The sequence below is a fragment of the Actinoplanes cyaneus genome, assembly GCF_016862095.1.
In the GTDB taxonomy this organism is placed as follows: domain Bacteria; phylum Actinomycetota; class Actinomycetes; order Mycobacteriales; family Micromonosporaceae; genus Actinoplanes; species Actinoplanes cyaneus.
The window spans coordinates 53605-72106 of sequence record NZ_BOMH01000073.1; the positions used below are offsets into that span (position 1 = coordinate 53605).

An 18502-nucleotide genomic window follows, 5' to 3' on the forward strand; every position below is an offset into this window, starting at 1 on the left:
AACGCCACTGATCCGCGATCACCGGAGCTGAGCCCCCGACGAAGAGAACGGTGCGCCCGGCGGACACGCCGGGGCCACCGATCGAAAGGGTCTCCTCTTGCGCTCTCTCCTGCGTAGCTTCGCCCTGGCCGCCTTCATCGTCCCGGCCGCGGCCGGCGTCATGATGAGTGCGTCCCCGGCTGAGGCCGCGCCGGTGAAGGCCAAAGCCGCCGAGCAGAGCTTGCAGGCCGACATTCTCCGCCTGGTCAACGAGGAGCGCGTCGAGCACGGTTGTGCCGCGCTGACCGCGAACGACCAGCTCACCGAGGCTGCCCGGGCGCACAGTGCGTGGATGGGCCGTACCGGCGCGTTCTCGCACACCGGCCGGGCCGGCTCGAACTTCGTGTCGCGTGCCAAGGCCGCCGGCTTCGCCCGCCCGTCCGCCGAGAACATCGCCTGGGGCTACCGCAGCGCCGAGGAGGTCGTGACCGGCTGGATGAACAGCCCGGGCCACCGCGCGAACATCCTGAACTGCCGCTCGAAGACGGTCGGCACCGGCGCCGTCTACGCGCAGAACGGCGCGCCGTACTACACCCAGGACTTCGGTTACTGAGCCCACTGATCGTCGCACCGATGCCCCGCAGCTCCCCCGAGCGCGGGGCGATGCGTCGTGCGGGGTCGATGACCAGGGCGTCGAACGGTCGGCGGAGTTCGTTGACGGTGATGTCAATCAGCCCGTCCTGACTGCTGTGCTGACTGCCGTCGCTGCGGCGAGGAAGGCGTCGGCGGCGATGACCAGGGGTACGGCGCCGCAGCACCTGGCGCCCACCTCTTCACCGGCGAACTCGTGACTTTTCGCCGGCCTCGACGCCGGGAACTCATCGGGCAGGCCCAGCGTGGTCACCGGTGTTTTCGAGGGCCGTGCACGCCGAGGTGGGTGTCCCGGGAGCAGGAGCTTGAGCCGAACACGGTGTACGGCTGCCGGTGGCTGTTCGGTCTGATCTACCCGTACGTGGGTGGCGTGCGCGCCGGACGGCTCACGCCCGGATGGTCGAGCGTGCCTATCGGGAGTTGGAAGGCTGCGGTTGCTCCCTTACCACCCTGCGGACGCTGAAATCTAGTGTTGGCGAAGGCGTTCGTGGCGCAGGTCGGCCGGGCCTTGGGTGCGCCGCTTCTCTGCCTTTCGAGCTGACGTACGAGCTCCCGCAAAGAGACGTCCTACGACGACAAATTGAACCCGCCGACTTTGTCCGTGCCAACGAGAGCGTCGCTCACCGACCGTCGAGTTGCTCGCGTACCAGGGCGGCGACGCGGGCCAGCGCGGCGCCGAGATGGCGTTGCTGTGCCGCGCTGAGTGGGTCGAACACCAGTTGCCTGACCTGTTCAACGTGAGCTGGAGCGCTGTGCTCAACCTTCTGCAAGCCGGCGTCGGTCAGGGCCGCGAGAGTGTATCGGCCGTTGTCCGGATCAGGGTATCGGGTGACCCACGCCTGCTGCTCCAGTCGGGCCATCAGCTTGGACAGCCGTGGCTGTGTGCTGTTGCACTGCACGGCCAGCTCGCTGAGCCGCATCGTGTGCGTCTCCGTCATGGACAGTCGGGCCATCACGCTGTACTCAAAGTTCGAGATGCCCTCGTCCCGCTGCAACTGACGATCCAGCAGCGTGGGCAGCGCGACGACCACGGTACGCAGATCCTGCCACAGCTTTTGCTGCTCGTCGTCGAGCCATTGCGGAGAGCCGGTCATGCGCGCAGCTTACTTGACTGGGCAACCTGGCACGTGGCCAGGAGCTCTGAAGCTCAGGGGCGCGCTGGCCGATCAGGCGCAGGTAGTGACCTGGTAGGCCTCTGTGATGCCACCCATGTTGACTTGCCTAGGCAAGTCAGAAACACTCATTCTCAGTTGCCCAGGCAAGTCCGGCCGTGTCCAGCTTCGCGCCCCGGCCCGCTCCGGCGATGCCCCGTTCGCCACGGATCCGACATCACGACAACCATTGGGAGAGGCCATGAAGGCGATTCGCTATCACGAGTTCGGCAGCACCGAAGTTCTGCGCCAGGAGGAGGCGGTGCGTCCGGTTCCCGGAGCGGGCCAGGTGCTGGTGAAGGTGGCTGCCACGTCGTTCAACCCGGTCGACGACCACATCCGGCTGGGCGTCCTCGCCGAGATGATCCCCACTGCGCTGCCGATCACGCCCGGCCTCGACGTCGCAGGCATCGTCGCCGAGCTCGGCGACGGAGTCAACGAACTGCAGGTCGGTGATTCGATCATCGCCATGTTCCCGCTGGACGTGCACGGCGGGGCCGCCGAGTACGCGGTCGTCGCCGCCGACCTGGTGACCGCCGCTCCCCGCAGCATCACGCTGGCCGACGCCGCAGCCCTACCCCTGAGCGGGCTGGCGGCGCGACAGGCGGCAGTCGAACTCGCGGGAATCAAGGCCGGTCAGACCGTTCTCGTCAACGGGGCAGGCGGCGCGGTGGGAAGCATCGTGGTCCAGCTCGCCGTCGAAGCCGGCGCGAAGGTGACCGCCGTCGACGGCCGGCAGCACGCCGACCGCCTGAACGGCTATGGCGTGCAGGAGGTCGTCGGCCCGCTGGACCTCGACGCCGGCCCGGCCGCCGTCGGCGGCCCCTTCGACGTGGTGGTGAACCATGTCCGACTGGCTCCCGAAGGCCTCGCGAAACTGACCTCCTACGTGGCCGACGGCGGCATCGTCGTCAGCTCTGCCGGCCCGGTGCCGGCTGACGAGGCACGCTCGGTACGCACAGCAGGCGTGTGGGTTCGCCCCGACGCCTCCCACCTGGCCGACCTCGTCTCCCGGATCGACAACGGTGCACTCAAGCTGCACATCGCCGACCGCCGACCGCTGGAGGAACTGCCGACAGTCCACAGGGATGCGAGCAACGGCAAGCTGCTCGGCAAAACGGTCATCATCGTCGCCTGACGACACACCGCGTCGGCGCCCACCGCCAGGGTCTGCCCTTCGGTGGACGCCGACGCACGCAAGTCAGCCCGGACGGTACCAAGGAACCACGACCCGCTCCCGGGAAACCGAATAACGGGCGTCACACCTTGCAGCCGGTGGCGGCTCGCCACGACAACGCGCCACGGCGGTTAGGCGCCACCGCCGGGACGGACAAACCCGGATTCGTAGGCGAAGACGACCGCCTGCACCCGGTCGCGCAACCCGAGCTTGTTCAGGATCCGACCGATGTGGGTCTTCACCGTCGCTTCGGCGACCTGCAGCCGACCGCTGATCTCGAGGTTCGACAGACCCTGCGCCAGTAGCAGCAGGGCCTCCCGTTCCCGCTCGGTCAGGTCCGGGGGGCCCGCCGGGGTGCTTTCCTGAGCGATGAGCCGGCCGGCGAAACGGTCCAGCAGCCGGCGAGTCACTCAGGGCGCCACGACGACGGCGTCGCCGCCAGCCACCACGCGGATCGCATTCAGCAGGTCGTCGGGGGGCGCGCTCTTGAGCAGGAAGCCGCTCGCCCCAGCCTGCAGAGCGGCGAACGCCTCCTCGTCGGTGTCAGACGTGGTGAGCACCAGCACGCGGGGCAGCGGGCCGGCCGCGCTGATCCGCCGGGTCGCGGTCACCCCGTCGAGTATGGGCATCCGCAGGTCCATCACGACGACGTCCGCCGCTGTGCTGCGGAGCAGGCGCGGCGCCTCGGCGCCGTCGCCGCCTCGCCGACCACGGTCATGTCGTCCTGGTAGTCCAGTACCATCCGGAACCCGGCCCGGACCAGGTGCTGGTCGTCGACGAGCACGATGCGGATCACGCCGTCACCGCCCGGTTGTCGGCGAGCGGGAGGCTGGCGTGGATCCGCCAGCCCCGGGCAAGGGCCGGCTTCGAGCTGGTGTCGCTGTCGGTGTTCCTCACCGTCTTCGTCCTGCCTGACATAGCGGACGGTGAGGGCCGCAGTCCGCGCCAACGTGATGTCCTTCGCCGACAAGGGGTACCAAGGCGCTCGCGGCAGCGTGCGCACCCCGTTCAAACGGCGACGGTTTCCGGCCGAAGCGGTCACGGCGGCAGAAGGCGATCAGCGGCACGAGGCGGCCCGAGGACATCGCTGGTGCGATCGTCGCGCGCCTGGACCGGCGAGTACGTCCCCCGGCATCACCTCAGAGGAGCCGCCGGCGCCGTGACGCGAGAATGGCGCGATGATCGCACCCGCCGCCGTACCCCGCCGCCGTGAGCCCGCTGTCCTGCTGACCGTGGGAGTGGTCGCTCTGGCGGTCTCCGCCGTCGGCGCCAAGTCGCTGGGCACCTGGTTCCTGGAAGTGCTCGCGGCGCTGGTGGCGGCTGTGGTCCTGGTCGCCACATACCGCAGGTTTCCGCTCAGCCCGCTGGCCTACCGGTTGATCCTGGCCCACGCGCTGATCTTGATGATCGGTGGCCACTGGACCTACGCCGAGGTGCCGGCCGGCGACTGGGTGCGCGACGCGTTGGGGCTGGCCCGGAACCCGTACGACCGTCTCGGACACTTCGCTCAGGGATTCGTGCCGGCGATCGTGGCCCGCGAGATCCTGTTGCGTCGAACTCCGTTGCGGCCCGGCCGCTGGCTCACCGCGTTGGTGATCTGCGTGGTCATGGCGGTCAGCGCGACGTGGGAACTGTTCGAGTGGCTGTCGGCCGTCATCGGCGGTTCCTCGGCCGACGACTTCCTGGGCACCCAGGGCGACGTCTGGGACACCCAGTGGGACATGTTCATGGCCGGCGTCGGGGCGATCACCAGCCTGCTGGTGCTCAGCCGGCTGCACGACCGTCAACTCCGCGACGGTTCCCGGCCGGACACCTGTGGCCGCGGTGCACCCCGTCGCAAGCCCAGGACTGCAGGTTGAAGAACACGCTCAGCCGGGGGCGGTCGTCGCCAGCCAGTCGGCGAACGCGGCCGCCCGCTCCAGACGCTCACCCAGGCCCGCCAGCCGGCCGGTAAGTCCGGCGGCCGGGCCGAACGCCAGGGCGCCGATCGAGCCCCGCTGAGCCTCGGCGAGGCTGGGCCAGAGCTGGGCGTCGATCTCGGCCGGGTCGGCGGCCACGTTCACGTCGATCACGGTCTTGCCGAAGTGGACGCGGGCGCGGGCGGCCGGCTCGCCGGACGGCGTCCAGACCGGGACCAGGTCGACCCGCCGCCAACCGTCCCGGCCCCCGTGGACGTGGAGAATGTCCTGCTCCTCGCGGCTGACGGCGCGGATGCCGAGCTGCCGCCACAGGGTCCGTCCCGGATCGCCGGCGAGTACCGCGTTCCGGTTGGTGAGCCGCCGGCGTACCGGGCCGAGCACCGCCTCCCGTGGCTGCCCCCACCCGGCGTCGGTGACGCGCTGCCGCGCGACTTCTTGATCCGCTTCGCCCAGGTGCGCGACGGCCAGTTCGAGCTCGTCGATCAGGGCGTCCACCGCCGCCCACGCCCAGATGTCGGTGAGGTTGGTCGGGGTGGGAATCTCCGCACGAGCGTTCAGGAACGACAGCCACTGCGCTGCCACGTCGCCGCCGACGCCGGGGGACGGTGAGGTGAGCACGACCGCGGTCGACGTGTCCACCAGTGGCGGATCCTCCATGGGGGCCGGCCGCAGCCCCGACGCTGTCAGCTCCCACGCCGGCCGTGGCCGGACGTAGTCGCTGCGGGTGGCGTACGGGTGGCCGCCCCACCGCCGGGGGAACGCGAAACCGTCACCGGCCCGGGTCCACTCCCGCACCGGTTCGCGGAGCTGCCGCACCGCGGCGGCGATCGTTTCGGCCGGCGCCCGGCGTGACAGGGCCACCACCGTCTCGTTCGGCCGCACCAGAATCACCTGAGCCGGCGGCTGGGCCGGCAGCGTCCCCGCCACGAACCAGACGGCCGGCTCCTCGGCACGGCGCCACCCGAACCGCCGTCTGCCACCGCCGAGCGGCACCCGCATGACCGGCTGCGACCCCTCCGGCTGTCCCGCTCCCCACCCGTCGGCGGCCGCGGCGAACAGGGCGGCCGCGCTGAGCTCGCCGGCTGCTCGGGGCTGCGGGCGGTCCGCCAGGGTGCTCTGTGAGCCGGCGGCCCGCTGGGCAGCCACCGTCTCCTGGACGGCTGCGGCCCGCCGGGCCAACTCTCCCGCCACCCGCGCGGCCTGCGCCTGAGGATCGGTCACTCGTCGCCACCCCCGCTTCCCATCGATCGAGCGGCGTCCATCGTACGGCCCTCGGCCTGTTCCTTGACCTTGAGCGGGTCCCCTCGAGCAGACGCGGACGTCGCCCGGATGAATCCTCAGTGGAGTTTGCGTGCGTACCGCCAGGCGCCATCCTTCCGTGGCAAGATGATCACACTGACGGGGAGGGCAGTATGCGTCGTTCGATGGGTTTTTCCATGCTTGCCGGAATGCTGGCGCTGATCGTGACACCGGTGGTGGCTCCGCCGGTGAGCGCCGCGGCGGCGACCAAGACGGAGATCGCCGGGCTGTCACCTACCGCGCCCGCGCTGGTGCTCGGTGCGCCCGGCACCGCCTATGACCCGCCCGGTGACACGCCCGCCTGGTTCGCGATGACGAGCGCCTACGACTCCGGTACGGCGCAGAACCCCACCCGGCCGGTCCGGGCCGGTTACCTGCGCCACTACGATGCCGGCGCCCGCGAGGAGCCGGGCCGGCTCACGTCGGCCAACGGCGGGCTGACGTTCAGCGCGTCGATCGGGGACAGTCACGAGACGGCGACCCGGCTCGATGACGGACGGGTGCTCCACGTCGCCCTCGCCGGGCAGGCACCGCCGGCGAACGGCCCCGCGCGCCCCCAGCAGCGTTCCGTGCCTGTCTCGTACTCGTCCGACGACGGCGGCACGTACGGCGCGCCCGTCTCGGCGCAGATCGACATCGCGCCGCAGTCGTTCCTCAACGGCACCGCGAACTTCATTCCCACCTCCCTGGTGCAGGTCCCGAGTGGACCGGTGCTGATGGCCGGGTACGCGGTGACCGATCTGCAAACCACGACCTCGATGCTGCTGGCCAGCGTGGACCAGGGCCTCACCTGGAATCTGCGCGCCACCATCGCGCAAGGCAGCAGCTCCCACAGCTTCTCCGAGACCGGGCTGGTCCTCGCCGCGAACGGTGACCTCGTCGCGGTGATGCGCACGTCCACGTACGACAACCTCTGGGTACGCCGGTCCACCACCGTCGGCACCACGTGGACCGCGGCAGCCGCGCCGATCCCCGAGTTCGCCGCGGACGCCAACGGCAACCGGCCGTTCGGGCGGATCAACCCGCAGCTGTCGCTGCTGCCCAACGGCATCCTCGCGCTGGTGGCGGGCCGTCCGCAGAACTTCGTGGCGCTGTCGTACGACGGCACCGGCCGCACCTGGGACGTCAAACGATCGTTCTACGACAACCACTCGGTGGCCGCCCCGCAAGACCTGAACGACGGCACCAGCGGCAACGCCGACTTGATTTGGACCGAGTCCAACCGGGCCGTGCTGATGGCCGACTCGTGCCACGCCCTCGTCTACCAGGGCACCAACCGCAACAAGTGCACCTGGCGCGGCGCCACCATGTCCGACGGAACCACCACGTTCCAGATCAAGCGGGTGCTGGCCGACATGCTGACCGCCGGCGTCGGCAAGATCGACCTGGCCGGAAAGGCGGCTGCCGGGACGGTGCAGCTCGACGGGGACTACGGCACCACGATCACGGGCCACCCGCGGACCGGCAGTCGAGGCGCGGTCGACGGCAGCAACGAGATGTGGTCGAGCGCGATCCGGTCCGGCGGCGCGGGTGTCTTCGACATCTCCCTCGACCGCACGTACACCCTGTCCAAGGTGGGGCTGAGTCTGGCGATCGGCGGCACTGCGAGCGCCACAGTGCAGACCCGGCTCACCGCCGACGAGCCGTGGACCGACTGGTACAGCGTCACGAATCAGAGTGGGTACGCGCTGAAGTACACCACCCCCGCCGCGTCCCGGCAGGCCCGGCAGGTACGGGTGCTGGTCGGTGAGTCGTCGATCTGCCCGCCGGGCGTCGCGGCTCCGTGCAGCCAGCTCAACGAGATCGAGCTGTACGCAGACGACGTCGACTCCTTCGAGAACGACCCGGTCAACGGCATCCCGCGCGGCTATCGGGCCGACCACACCCTGGACGACGCCGGCGCCGGTCACATCGGCGTGTGGGTGAGCCAGTCGACCGCGGGCAGCGGCAGCAGCCGGGCTCTGCGGATCGCTGACGGCAGCACCGTGCACCTCCCGGCGGTCCGCCGCCTCGATTCGGCCGCCGGCGTCAAGACGGTCGGGTTCCGCTTCCACCCCGACCAGTGGCGGACGACCGGCGAGCCGGAATCCTCGGCGATGCTGTTCGACGTCCTCACCGGCACCCGCCAGGCGGCGTTCCACTTCGCGCTCACCAGGGAGGGAACCGTGCGGTACTACGACGGCAAAGTCTGGCGGCCCCTCGGCACGGGGCAGTCCTTCAACCCGTCGGCGTCCTGCACGGGCGGTTGCGTCTGGACGGACGTCGAGGTGCGGGCGACCACGACGACCGCCACGATCACCGTGAACGGCCGGCTCATCGGCACGGCGACCCGCGCTGACGGTGCCACCTCCACGCTGACCGGTCACTCGTTCTCGGCCAGCAGCACCGCCGACGCCGACGAGAACTTCCTCGTCGACGACGTGTACACCCGTAACGGCTGACGATCGGCAACGAAGACCACACCGGGACGTACGAGCCGGGCCCGACCACCTCCGGAGCCGTTCGGAGTGTGTCGGCCCGGCGATCCGGTGTGGGTGCACCGGAGTGGCCCCCGTCGCGCCGCTATCAGCGGCACCGCCGCCCATCGCCTCAAGCCGCGGCGGCCAACTCCCGCAGCACGTCCTCGAGCGGCGTCGGCTTCAGATCGAACTCGGCCGCCGTCCGTGACCAGTCCAGGATGGCATCGCGGTAAGTCAGGTATTGCATCTCCGCCATCTCGACCATCATCGGGTCCGCCATCGCCGCGTGCAGCTCCAGCGGCGTCATTTCGCGGACGGCCGGCTGCGGACGGCCGGCCACCGTCGCGAACCGGGTCACCATCTCGCGGATCGACAGGTCCGAGGTCTGCGGCGTGTGCCGGGCACTGCCCCACGACCGCTCGGATAGCGCCACCGCGACGAGCGTCCTGGCCACGTCACCCGTATAGGTCCAACTGTGTGCCACGTCCAGATCGGCCGGGAACACGACCTCCTGACCGGCCTGCACCTGAGGGCCGATGAACAAGCTGAACGCCGCCAGCGCGCCCACGCCGAGGTAGTCAGCCGCCCGGACCTCCGTGAACCGCAACCGGCCCGCCTCGTGCGCGGCGAGGCCGTCCCGGTACATCTGCGCCCGCACGCGCCCCTTCACGGTGGTCGGGCGCATCGGCAGATCCTCGGTGAACGGACCGTCGACCGGGCCGTAGCCGTAGGTGTTACTCTTCGTCACCCACCGCGACGCCGGTCGTGCCCTCGCCGACCTCGTCGACGACGCCGGCCGCCTCGAAGCCGGGTATCACCGGGAACGGCGGCGTCATCTGCGGCCTCCACCCATTGCGGATCTTGTAGTCGAGCGGGTTGACCGCTGCCGCCACGACCTTCAGCCGCACCTGTCCGGGTCCGGCGTGCGGCTCGCCGACGTCCACGAGGCGGAGAACTTCCGGCCCGCCGAACTCGGTGTAGGTGATCGCCTTCATGTCGTGCTCCAGCGCTCGTCGCTCTAAGTGGAAGATCAAGGTGTGCTCACGAGGCGTATCCCCGTGACGGCCGTGCCCAGGTCGCGCCGAGACCGTGGGCACGATCGCGGGGTGTTCATCGCGGGCGGAAGCTCAGGAGCCGGCCACGGTCGTGGGCGCTGTCCAGCCGGTGGCTCGGATCCACTCGACCAGGTCCAGGGTGGCCGGCTCGATCGAGCGCACCACCGTGAGGTCCGAAGGATGTTCCGCCGCCTCCGCGAACTGGCGGAACATCATCCTGTCGAGCTCGTTGGGAAGAACGCTCAGCGGCAGGGCCTCGTACCGTGCCGGGAGTCCGGCGTGCGCGCCGAACGCCGCGGCGATCTGGGGGCCTGTCAGCTCGTCGGCGACGAGCTCGACGGCTCCGCCGGGCGCCTCGGCGGTGTCGAGCAGGAGCGCGGCGGCGACCCGGCCGATGTCCCTGACCGAGATCATCTTCAGGGCGGCGTCCTCCGGCATCGGCAGCCTCAGCACGATTTCTCCGTGCTCCACGCTCGGTGCCATCACCTCCATGAAGGGGGCCGGGCGAACCATCGTGGCCCGCAGGCCGGACTTCCTGAGGTGCTCCTCGATCCAGTGTTTGGAGTCGTGGTGCGGCACGCCCCTCTCCCGGTCCGCTCCGATGACCGAGTGGAACACGACGTGCGGGACGCGTGCCGCGACCGCCGCGTCGACGAGCGCGGTGCCGATGCGGATCTCCGCCTCGACCTCGTCGAGGCTGTTCGCCTCCGGGGTCATGAAGGAGAACGCCTCGACCGCCGTCAGCGCGGCGGCCAGCGACGCCGGGTCGTCGGCCCGGATGGCCGCCAGCTCGACGCCGCGGGCGGCCAGCGCCTGAGCCCGGCCGGACTGCGGGTCGCGGACCAAGGCCCGCACCCGCGCCCCGCGGTCCAGCAGCGCGTCGACCACCGCCCCGCCCTGTTGCCCCGTCGCGCCGAAGACCGCGATCGTGCCGGTCGTCTGCGTGGAGGTGGGGAGGACGACGCGGCGTGCTCGCGCTTGATTTGTTGTGACATGTCTTCACGATGCGTCCTGCGGCGCCAGGCGTACCACCGGTATCCCGCCACGTTTTTCCGAAAAACCGCCAGCGGCGGGTAGCCTCGATTGCGTGTCCGACCCCAGCGGTGAGCCGAGCTTCTGCACCGACGATGCGCCGTTGTCGGCGTCGCTGGCCCACGGCGCCGACGTGGCCGCGCACTTCCACGACTACGGCCAGCTCCGCTACGCCGCGCGTGGGGCCCTGGTCACAGTGACCCAGGTGGGTACCTGGGTGGCGCCGGCCAGCCGGATCATGTGGGTGCCGCCTTTCGCGGTGCACAGCAGCAAGGCGTACGGCGAGACGGACATCCGGGTGCTGTCACTGCCCGGGACGCTGACCGGACAGCTGCCGGCCGAGCCGTCGGTCTTCGTGGCGAGCGCGTTGCTGCGCGAGGCCTATCTGGCGCTGATGAGCGAGGGCGAGCCGATGGAGAGCCCCCGTGCGCGGCTGCTGATCGACGTCGTACTCGCCGAGCTCGCCCGCGCCGCACAGGAGCCGATGCGCCTCCCGGAGCCGAGTGACCGGCGCCTCAAGGCGGTCACCGACCTGCTCCACGTGGACCCGGCGAACCCGGCGACCCTGGCCGAGCTGGGCCACCGCACCGGCGCCAGCGAACGCACCCTGAGCCGACTGTTCGGCAGCGAGCTGTCGATGAGCTTCCACCAGTGGCGCACCCTGCTGCGCACCCAACGGGCGCTGATCGAGCTCAGCGACGGCGCCTCGGTCACCGACACGGCGATCCGGCTGGGCTGGTCGAACCCCAGCAGCTTCATCGACGCCTTCACCGAGCTGGTCGGTCAGACACCCGGCCGCTATCGCTCGTCGGCTCGGTCCTCCCGCAGCCCCGACCAGGTGCGATACGGTGGGGCAGGTCGACCTCCTGGTTGACAGGCGAACCCGGCGCGCGCCGTTCTGCATCAGGTCGGCGAGTGCCTGCCGGGCGTCCTGGTCCGGTTCGCAGGTGACGACGAGGCGGCCCCGGGCCGGTGCGAGGAACCGCAGCGACGCCGCGCTGCCCAGCGGTACGACGTCGTCGACTGCACCGTTCTCCGGCAGGCCGGCGATGACGGCTGCCAGCCCCGCCGCGTCGATCAACGTGATCAGGCCACTGGAGTGCAGGGCACCGATCACGTTCGCCAGTGCCGCGTTTCCGGGACGGCGACCACGCCCACGGCGTCGGCAGCCCGCAGCACTTCGAGCCCGATCGTCCGATGAGCGGGGATGGGACTCGACAGTGAGCGGGCAACCGCCGTCGCGTCCATGGCGCGAGGATGGGCAACCACCGTGAACGTCGGCTGTCGACCGGCGTCCGGATGTTCGTCGATTGTCAAACGCCGGATCCGGTGGCAGCTGTGCCCCGAGCGATGCTCGCCATGGAGAAGACGATCGAGGATCGCCTGGACAGGCTCGAGGCGAACACAACGGGGTTGAGATCAGCGCGGCGGGGTGGCCGTGTCGGTCCACAGTTGAATGAGCCATTGTTCTCCCTGGCGGTCGCGACGGGCGGCGCGGAGCTGGTAGGGGCCGGGTGTCGGCAGGGTCAGGCGGCGGGCTTCCCTTCCACCCGTGAGGCTGTCGATGACGATCTCGCCGGAGGTGTTGGCCAGCGGCAGGACGGGTGACAGCGCCTCGTATCCGGCGGGCACCGGTGGTGGCACCGGCCAGCATTCAGCTCGTACCGCGGCGGTGTGGCCGGTGTCCCCGCTGAGGAAGGCGGCCGCGGTTCCGGCGACGCTGACGAGCGTGTCGTCGGTGAGACCGTCGACGGCGGCGAGCACGTCCCCCGTGGTGCTCGGGTCGAGGAGGCGAAAGCATTGGCTCTCGATCCACACGGAGAGGTCCACTGCTGTGAGCGGCGCCGGCGGGATGGTCATGCGGTGTCCCTAAATGGGCACAGCCGGCTCCGAGGCCAGGGCCGGCTGTGAACCCGGGTCGCTTACGGTTTGATGTTGATCCAGAAGGCGTCGCCTTCGAGGATGTGGTCGTCCTGGTACCAGACGCCCAGCCGGGCGCCCGCGCGTCGGTTGTCGTACTTGTCTATCGGGCGGACCGAGAACGAGCGCGGGTTGACCTCCAGGTTGACGGTCGCGGTTCCCTGATGGGTGCTCTGCATCGGGTATTCGTCGCAGTCCTTGGTGGCGCCGTCCGTGTAGCCGGAGCCATACGCGGCCTTGCAAGCCTTAACCGACGCGTTGTAGTTGGCCTTCTTGAAGTCGGCATCCCTCGCGCGGGTCAGAGCGGCCCCGCGCTGCAACTTGTCGTTGCTGTTGAAGTTCCCCGGCACGTAGGTCCCCGGCACCCCGGGCTTGGTCCGGGAGATGTCGGTGAAGGCGTCGTTGACGTGTTTCGCGGCCTCGTCGACGTCCGGGTTGCTCAAGCTCAGGCCCTCCCAGTGGGCTCGGACATTGTTGAAGATGCAGCCGCCGTTGTGCTCGTAGGTGGCCCAGTCGCACCGGACGTCGAGCGTGGACAGGACGATCTCCGGCTCTGTCGGGTAGGCCGTGAGGAACAACTCGGGGGTGAACTCGTAGTAGATGAGCTTGTCCGGGCCGGTTCCCACGGTGTTGTTGTTCAGGTCGACGGTGAGGTCGGTCTTGCCGGTGTGGCGGAAATCCAGCACGGTGTCACGGCGACCGTGCTGATTGACATCCGGGCAGCGCGCTCCGGTCGCGAACGCGCAGTCGGCGTCGAAGTCCAGCGACGCCGCCCAGTCCGCGAGACCCCACTCGTCCCAGTGGTCGAACTCGTAGTGGTGGACCAGCTGGCGAGTTCCCTTGGAGCCCTCGACGACGCCGGTGACGCGGAAGAAGATCTGGCCCACGGTCTGCCACTTGCCGTCGATCTTCTGCAGCGTGTCGACTGACCACTCGTCGATGGCGCAGGCGAGGAAATGGTTCTTGATCCACCACGTGTCCTCGACACCGTCGGTGTGGTCGTAGTACTGGTCGCGGCACTCGTCGAGTCCGAAGGGCTCGTCCGCGGCCAGTGTCACCGCGTCGGCGCCGCTTCCGTAGGACTGTTCGGACGTGGTGGACAGGCGGCTCGCCGCGGCAAGACCGCGCGGAGCCGCACGTCTCTTGTGGCTGCCGGCGTAGGGGTGCGGCGCTTTGACTCTCTTCTGCGCCGCGGCGGTCGCGCCGCTGTGATGGGTGAGAACCACGCGCTTCGTCTCCGATGGTGCTGCGACAGCCTGTTGCCCGGCGGCGATCAATGAGAACACGCCGAGTAAGGCTGCGACGGCTATCCGAGCGGACATTCCGCTTCCTTCCGTTGGTCTGTGGGCGCCTCCGGTGGTCGACTACATCAATGCCACTCGCTGTCCGGCTACTGGCCGGATCGTGTCCGTACTGTTCAGGACGCCGCCGAACACGTCGAACGGCCTTGCCTTCATCGATTAACGTCCATGTTGTGACCCAGAGGCTGAGCTCTGATCCGCACATCTGGCCGGCGGTGCGGACGGCGGAAGACTTCCTCGCCGAACTACGCAGACTGCGCGCGCAAGCCGGCGACCCATCGTTCCGGCAGCTCCACCGGATCGCGGCAAAGCTGATCGCCGACGCGCCCACCGGTTACCGGATGGACCCGCTCTCGCCGAGCACCACCTCCGAGGTGCTCGCCGGCAAGAGGTTGCCTCGCCTGCCCCGGCTCGAGTTCGTCGAGTCGTACGTGGCGGCGTGCCTGTCATCGTCCGGCGTCGACGAGCCGGCCGTCGATGCCGAGGTCGCTCGATGGCGCACGCTGTGGCACTCGCTGACGACGCCGCGAGAGCCCGAGGAGCCGGCAAACACCGTACGTGTGAAACGCCCGAGCCCGTCGCTGACGCTGCTCCTGATCCTCGTGTTCCTGGCCGGTCTGGCGGTGGGCGTGGTGGGCGCCCGCGGCTGGAGTGTCCGGCACGTGCCGGTGGCCGGGGTGGCGATCGGCGAAGCCTAGCGCGGACCCGCCTGACGTCTGCCTGGCCGCCGGAACGGTCCCGCCGATGGGCAATGACGCGTTGAGGCTGCCACCCGCGGGGCAGGAGACCGGCTCCTGGTGGGTGAACGATGCCGGCACCGCCGCGCTGGAGACCGACGGCCGCCGGTTCCGGGCCGACGTCGCCGCGGGCACCTCACGACCCGGCGACGTCATCATCGTCAAGAGCGACGTCGCTCTGATCGAAGGCCGTTCCTACGCCCTGTCGTTCAGCGCCACCGCGGATCGGTCAACCACCATCCGGGTACGGGTGCAGGACAGCCAGCCTCCGGCGTACCTCCCGTCTTACGACCGGGAGGTATCCGTCGACCAAGGCACCTGCCTGCACCTCTATCGGTTCGTCGCGCGCCGGACCAGCGCACACTCCGAGCTCACGTTCCAGGTCGGCGGCCGCCCTCAGGACTTCCAGCTGAGGGTGGGTGACACGTCGCTGGTGGAGACACCCGCGTGAGTGGCCGACGGGCCCGGCCGTGCCGGGTGAGTAACAAGAAGAATCGATGAACTCGTCGAACCGATATCCGACCCGTCCCTAGACGAGGCCACCAGAAGCATCGCCGTGTTCGCCGTCGACGTGCCCGAACGGGCGCGGATCGAGGGTGAGGTCCGCGGCTACACCCGGTTGTCGGCGAGCCCCGCCGCGACGAGAGCGGGGATGCCGATGGCCGGTTCTGCTGGATCCTGCCGGTCAACGGCATCGACCAGCGCATCGTCATGCCCGGCATCCCGGTGACGGATCTCCAGCTGTTGGCGACCACCACCCCGCAGTTTCTCTCGGGGGGGCCCGCTGTGGACCCCCTTCGCCGACCTCACGCGGTGAGTACCAGGCTTGCCAGCTGCTCCTGGTCCGGCCAGCGTGACCGGGCACGGTTGTCACCAAATCTGCGCCCTCAAACGTAGGTGTCCCCTGGCTGGCACCCTCACTGGCCCTTGAACGGCCACGGGTCCTTGTCGTAGATCTTGTTCTCGTCGATGGTGACGTCCCAGTTCGCGTCCGCCCGGGCCGGCGAGGCGGGTGTCACCAGGGCCGCGGTGACGGCCGTGCCCGCGACCAGGGCCGCCAGGAGGCGGCGGCCCCACCGCAGTCCCGCCGCCGTCCGGACACACAGCGGCCGACAGCCGGCGGCCACACTGCAGGCTGTCGCAAACTGGCGCGGTTTCTCTATGATCGGCGCATGGTGTCGGGGAGCACACGAAGCGCTACTGCATCAGTGGTCCTCATGCTGGAGGGCAGGTCGGCGTGGCACATGACGGGCGCGCTGGTCGGCGACGTCCTCCGCGGCGTCTACATCGGCGGCATGGTGGCCGCCGTCCCGTTCGTGGCGACGATGCTGCTCGTCCAACTCGCCGGCGTGACGCCGCTCGCCTTCGCCGTGCCGATCCTGATCACAGTTCTCGTGGCGGTCTCCGTCACTCGCAGCCAGCTGCCCGGCCGCGACGCCCTGCTGCGCGTCGACGTCGACCGGTCGCCCGAGCCGACCCGGATCGGGCTGGTCCGCCCGTTCCGCCGCAGCTGGTCGCCGATCGGTGAGGTGCGCGCGGTGACCATTGTGGAACGCCGTATCCGACCGGTCGGTACGCACCTTGCCGAGGCCGCCCCGCCGGCCGATGGGGAGGAGCCGGCCGAGGAGGGCTTGCCGCACAGTGTCGAGGTGACCCTGACCGGTCCGGGCGGGCGCACCTGGACCACGTCGTCCGTCCACAGCGATCTGCGGGTCGGCCTGCTCGATACGGTGGCCGGCCGCGCCCCGACGGTGGTCGCGGAGCATCTGACCGCACAGTTCTCCACCATGCTGGCCGGCACGCCGGCCGTGGTGCGCCACGAGCGCCGGTGGGTGGAGCTCGGTGAGCTGCGGACCCCGGCGTGGTTCTCCGGCGGTTCCGCGTCGGCGAACGCGAGCGGCGGCTAGCGTACGGGCGCCCGGTCGGCCGGGGGGTTGCCGTGCCGGCCGCTTCGGGTCCGGTCCCCGCGGAACCCGGCTGCCGATCTCGGCTTTCAGTGACGATTCAGGGCCTCAGCCGGCACTGTGGCCCAGCCTGTGCGCGGTATTGATGGCGATGTCGTTGACCAGCCCGGCGGCCAGCGCGAGTCCCGCTGCGCCGACCACGCTGATTCGGTGCGCCCAGACGCCTCAGAGGGCATCTGATCCTTTAAGACCGCATCTCGTTTGGGTTTGTTGTAGTGCGAGGTCGTTCGTTGTACGGGCGTGGGTGATGTAGAGAGGTACTGTCCGGAAGCGTTGTGGCACCTTGCGCAGCCGTTGCTGCCCGAGCACCCGAAAGGCATCAAGGCGGCGGCCAGCGACGTATCGATGATCGGATCGCGCTGGCCGCGATCTTGTACGTGCTCGACTCGGGCCGTGCCTGGAACGAGCTTCCGGCGTCGTTCCCGATCTCTTTGGCCAGCGCGCATCGCCGGTTCAGCGAGTGAACGGCCCAGGGAGTGATGGCGGCACTGCACCAGGCCGCCCTTGACCAGGAAAAGCTCGGTTGGGCAAGCGCCGTGTGTCATGATCGACCGCACAGCGTTTGTTATAGGTCGACCACTAATTGCGGTGCTAGGTTTCGATCATGAACGACACGAGCGAGACCCGCACCCCTGCCCAGCACGCTGCGGCCGAGCACCTGCGGTTGCTGACAGCCGCCGACCTGGACGCCTGGGCCGCCCTTTTCGCCACCGACGCCACCTTCACCTTCCCCTTCGCCCCGCCCGGCATGGTCACCGAACTGCACGGACGGGAAGCCCTTCGCGCGCACATGCGCGGTTTCACCGAAACCTTCGATGCACGACTCGTGGACCTGACCTTCATCGACACGGCCGGCTCGCAGGTCGCCGTGGCGCGGGGAAAGCTCGACGGGACAGCCCGGCCCACCGGCAAGCGATTCCAGCAGGACTTCATCGTGGTCGTGCACACCGACGCCGACGGGCTGGTCACCCGGTTCGACGACTACTGGAATCCGCTGGCCGCCGTTGACGCCCTGACACCGGCCGATGCCTGAGGCTGATCATGGCGGATAGGCTGGTCACATGCCTGCTGCCGGGACAACAGTCAAGAGTGACCAGCGCCGCCAAGGCGTAGTTGACGCTGCGGTTAGGTGCTTCGCGCGCAAGGGCTTCTACGGCACGACCACCCATGAGATCGCCGAACGGGCCGGCATCTCCCAGCCGTACCTCTATCGCCTCTTCGCCAACAAGCAGACCATCTTCGTCGCCGCCGTCGAGCACGTCGGCGGCCTCCTGACCGAGGCCCTGAGCACGGCCGATACGACAGCGAAGGCTCTACAAGACGCCTACGGCACAATCATCGAGGACGGCGACATCCTGCGCTTCCTCATGCAGGCCAACTGCGCCACGGACGAGCCGCTCATCCGTGACGCCGTCCGTGCCTGCTACGCCCGGCAGGTCGCGGTCGTGGACAAGCTGCTCGACGGTGACGATGAAGCCGTCCGGCGCTGGTTTGCCGTCGGCATGCTCGCGAACGTCACGACCGTGCTGGACCTCGCCGAAATCGACGAACCCTGGGCCAAGACACTCGCCAACATCTGAGCCTGCCCTCCTCACCCGTCGCCGATTCGGCCGAGGGCTCCCCAGGCCGCCACTGCCCGGCAGACGAAAGAGCTGTCGGGCAGTGGCGCGACCAGCGGTAGAGACACCCGCCCCCTCGGTAGCGCCGAGCGGAGCTCCTGGGCACCCTCATTACCGGCGGCGCCGCCGTCGAGGACGTGACCGCGGCGGCCGCTGCCATCGAGAGGATCAACGAGCCGCGGGAACTGACCCGCTTCATCGTTCACGCAACGCGGATCACGTTCGAGCAGTGATGAGGG

General features: G+C 69.6%; 19 protein-coding genes and 2 pseudogenes. 12 read left to right on the forward strand and 9 right to left on the reverse strand.

What is annotated here, in order from left to right; translation table 11 throughout:
- Window positions 1-97 precede the first annotated feature (97 nt).
- The gene (locus Acy02nite_RS40665) at window positions 98-592 is read left to right on the forward strand and encodes a CAP domain-containing protein (RefSeq protein ID WP_239175700.1); all 495 of its coding nucleotides are present in this window, start codon (window positions 98-100) and stop codon (window positions 590-592) included.
- A 658-nt stretch (window positions 593-1250) separates the two neighbouring features.
- Here the strand turns inward: Acy02nite_RS40665 and Acy02nite_RS40670 are convergent.
- Window positions 1251-1724, reverse strand: a complete 474-nt coding sequence (locus tag Acy02nite_RS40670) for a MarR family winged helix-turn-helix transcriptional regulator (RefSeq protein ID WP_203753970.1) — start codon at window positions 1722-1724, stop codon at window positions 1251-1253.
- A gap of 106 nt (window positions 1725-1830) precedes the next feature.
- Between Acy02nite_RS40670 and Acy02nite_RS40675 the strand changes: the two genes are divergently transcribed.
- Window positions 1831-2919, forward strand: a complete 1089-nt coding sequence (locus Acy02nite_RS40675; RefSeq protein ID WP_239175701.1) for an NADP-dependent oxidoreductase — start codon at window positions 1831-1833, stop codon at window positions 2917-2919.
- 170 nt (window positions 2920-3089) lie between these two features.
- On the opposite strand, the pseudogene Acy02nite_RS40680 reads toward Acy02nite_RS40675, so the two are convergent.
- Window positions 3090-3700 (reverse strand): annotated as a pseudogene (locus tag Acy02nite_RS40680) (response regulator).
- Window positions 3701-3884: 184 nt separating this feature from the next.
- On the opposite strand from Acy02nite_RS40680, the pseudogene Acy02nite_RS40685 reads away from it, so the two are divergent.
- Together Acy02nite_RS40685 and Acy02nite_RS40690 are read left to right on the forward strand one after the other, a co-directional pair.
- Window positions 3885-4020, forward strand: a pseudogene (locus Acy02nite_RS40685) (IS5/IS1182 family transposase); the annotation flags it as partial.
- Between the two features lie 116 nt (window positions 4021-4136).
- A complete protein-coding gene (locus tag Acy02nite_RS40690) occupies window positions 4137-4817 on the forward strand; it encodes a DUF2238 domain-containing protein (RefSeq protein ID WP_203753973.1) in 681 nt (226 codons plus the stop codon).
- Between the two features lie 9 nt (window positions 4818-4826).
- Here Acy02nite_RS40690 and Acy02nite_RS40695 read toward each other — a convergent pair whose 3' ends face one another.
- Window positions 4827-6098, reverse strand: coding sequence for a hypothetical protein (locus Acy02nite_RS40695; RefSeq protein ID WP_203753976.1), 1272 nt, complete (start codon window positions 6096-6098; stop codon window positions 4827-4829).
- Between the two features lie 215 nt (window positions 6099-6313).
- Between Acy02nite_RS40695 and Acy02nite_RS40700 the strand changes: the two genes are divergently transcribed.
- The gene (locus Acy02nite_RS40700; RefSeq protein ID WP_203753978.1) at window positions 6314-8617 is read left to right on the forward strand and encodes a sialidase family protein; all 2304 of its coding nucleotides are present in this window, start codon (window positions 6314-6316) and stop codon (window positions 8615-8617) included.
- A 148-nt stretch (window positions 8618-8765) separates the two neighbouring features.
- Here Acy02nite_RS40700 and Acy02nite_RS40705 read toward each other — a convergent pair whose 3' ends face one another.
- From Acy02nite_RS40705 to Acy02nite_RS40715, 3 genes are all read right to left on the reverse strand, one after another.
- Window positions 8766-9383, reverse strand: coding sequence for an NAD-dependent epimerase/dehydratase family protein (locus Acy02nite_RS40705; protein WP_203753981.1), 618 nt, complete (start codon window positions 9381-9383; stop codon window positions 8766-8768).
- The gene (locus tag Acy02nite_RS40710; protein ID WP_203753983.1) at window positions 9370-9630 is read right to left on the reverse strand and encodes an alcohol dehydrogenase catalytic domain-containing protein; all 261 of its coding nucleotides are present in this window, start codon (window positions 9628-9630) and stop codon (window positions 9370-9372) included. Before Acy02nite_RS40710 ends, Acy02nite_RS40705 begins: the two co-directional genes overlap by 14 nt.
- Window positions 9631-9762: 132 nt before the next feature.
- Window positions 9763-10617, reverse strand: a complete 855-nt coding sequence (locus Acy02nite_RS40715; protein ID WP_203754086.1) for an NmrA/HSCARG family protein — start codon at window positions 10615-10617, stop codon at window positions 9763-9765.
- Window positions 10618-10777: 160 nt separating this feature from the next.
- Here Acy02nite_RS40715 and Acy02nite_RS40720 point away from each other — a divergent pair, with 160 nt between their 5' ends.
- Window positions 10778-11596 carry an AraC family transcriptional regulator gene (locus Acy02nite_RS40720; protein WP_203753985.1) on the forward strand — a complete coding sequence of 273 codons (819 nt, stop codon included), beginning with the start codon at window positions 10778-10780 and terminating at the stop codon, window positions 11594-11596.
- Window positions 11597-12141: 545 nt separating this feature from the next.
- Here the strand turns inward: Acy02nite_RS40720 and Acy02nite_RS40725 are convergent.
- A complete protein-coding gene (locus Acy02nite_RS40725; protein WP_203753987.1) occupies window positions 12142-12582 on the reverse strand; it encodes a hypothetical protein in 441 nt (146 codons plus the stop codon).
- A gap of 62 nt (window positions 12583-12644) precedes the next feature.
- Complete coding sequence (locus Acy02nite_RS40730) at window positions 12645-13868, reverse strand: NucA/NucB deoxyribonuclease domain-containing protein (protein ID WP_203753989.1); 1224 nt, start codon at window positions 13866-13868, stop codon at window positions 12645-12647.
- A gap of 248 nt (window positions 13869-14116) precedes the next feature.
- Between Acy02nite_RS40730 and Acy02nite_RS40735 the strand changes: the two genes are divergently transcribed.
- Both Acy02nite_RS40735 and Acy02nite_RS40740 read left to right on the forward strand, forming a co-directional pair.
- Complete coding sequence (locus Acy02nite_RS40735; protein ID WP_203753991.1) at window positions 14117-14641, forward strand: hypothetical protein; 525 nt, start codon at window positions 14117-14119, stop codon at window positions 14639-14641.
- Window positions 14642-14687: 46 nt separating this feature from the next.
- Complete coding sequence (locus tag Acy02nite_RS40740; protein WP_203753993.1) at window positions 14688-15131, forward strand: carbohydrate binding domain-containing protein; 444 nt, start codon at window positions 14688-14690, stop codon at window positions 15129-15131.
- Between the two features lie 466 nt (window positions 15132-15597).
- Here Acy02nite_RS40740 and Acy02nite_RS40745 read toward each other — a convergent pair whose 3' ends face one another.
- Window positions 15598-15807, reverse strand: coding sequence for a hypothetical protein (locus tag Acy02nite_RS40745; RefSeq protein WP_203753995.1), 210 nt, complete (start codon window positions 15805-15807; stop codon window positions 15598-15600).
- Between the two features lie 90 nt (window positions 15808-15897).
- On the opposite strand from Acy02nite_RS40745, the gene Acy02nite_RS40750 reads away from it, so the two are divergent.
- The 4 genes from Acy02nite_RS40750 (at window position 15898) to Acy02nite_RS40765 (ending at window position 18224) form a co-directional block, all read left to right on the forward strand.
- Window positions 15898-16587 (forward strand): hypothetical protein, encoded by a 690-nt coding sequence (locus Acy02nite_RS40750; RefSeq protein WP_203753998.1) that lies wholly within the window; start codon window positions 15898-15900, stop codon window positions 16585-16587.
- Window positions 16588-16919: 332 nt separating this feature from the next.
- On the forward strand, window positions 16920-17108 hold the full coding sequence (locus Acy02nite_RS47670; protein WP_203754001.1) for a transposase: 189 nt from the start codon (window positions 16920-16922) through the stop codon (window positions 17106-17108).
- Window positions 17109-17248: 140 nt separating this feature from the next.
- Window positions 17249-17677, forward strand: coding sequence for a nuclear transport factor 2 family protein (locus tag Acy02nite_RS40760; protein WP_203754003.1), 429 nt, complete (start codon window positions 17249-17251; stop codon window positions 17675-17677).
- A gap of 28 nt (window positions 17678-17705) precedes the next feature.
- The gene (locus Acy02nite_RS40765) at window positions 17706-18224 is read left to right on the forward strand and encodes a TetR/AcrR family transcriptional regulator (protein WP_203754005.1); all 519 of its coding nucleotides are present in this window, start codon (window positions 17706-17708) and stop codon (window positions 18222-18224) included.
- The last annotated feature ends 278 nt before the right edge of the window (window positions 18225-18502 follow it).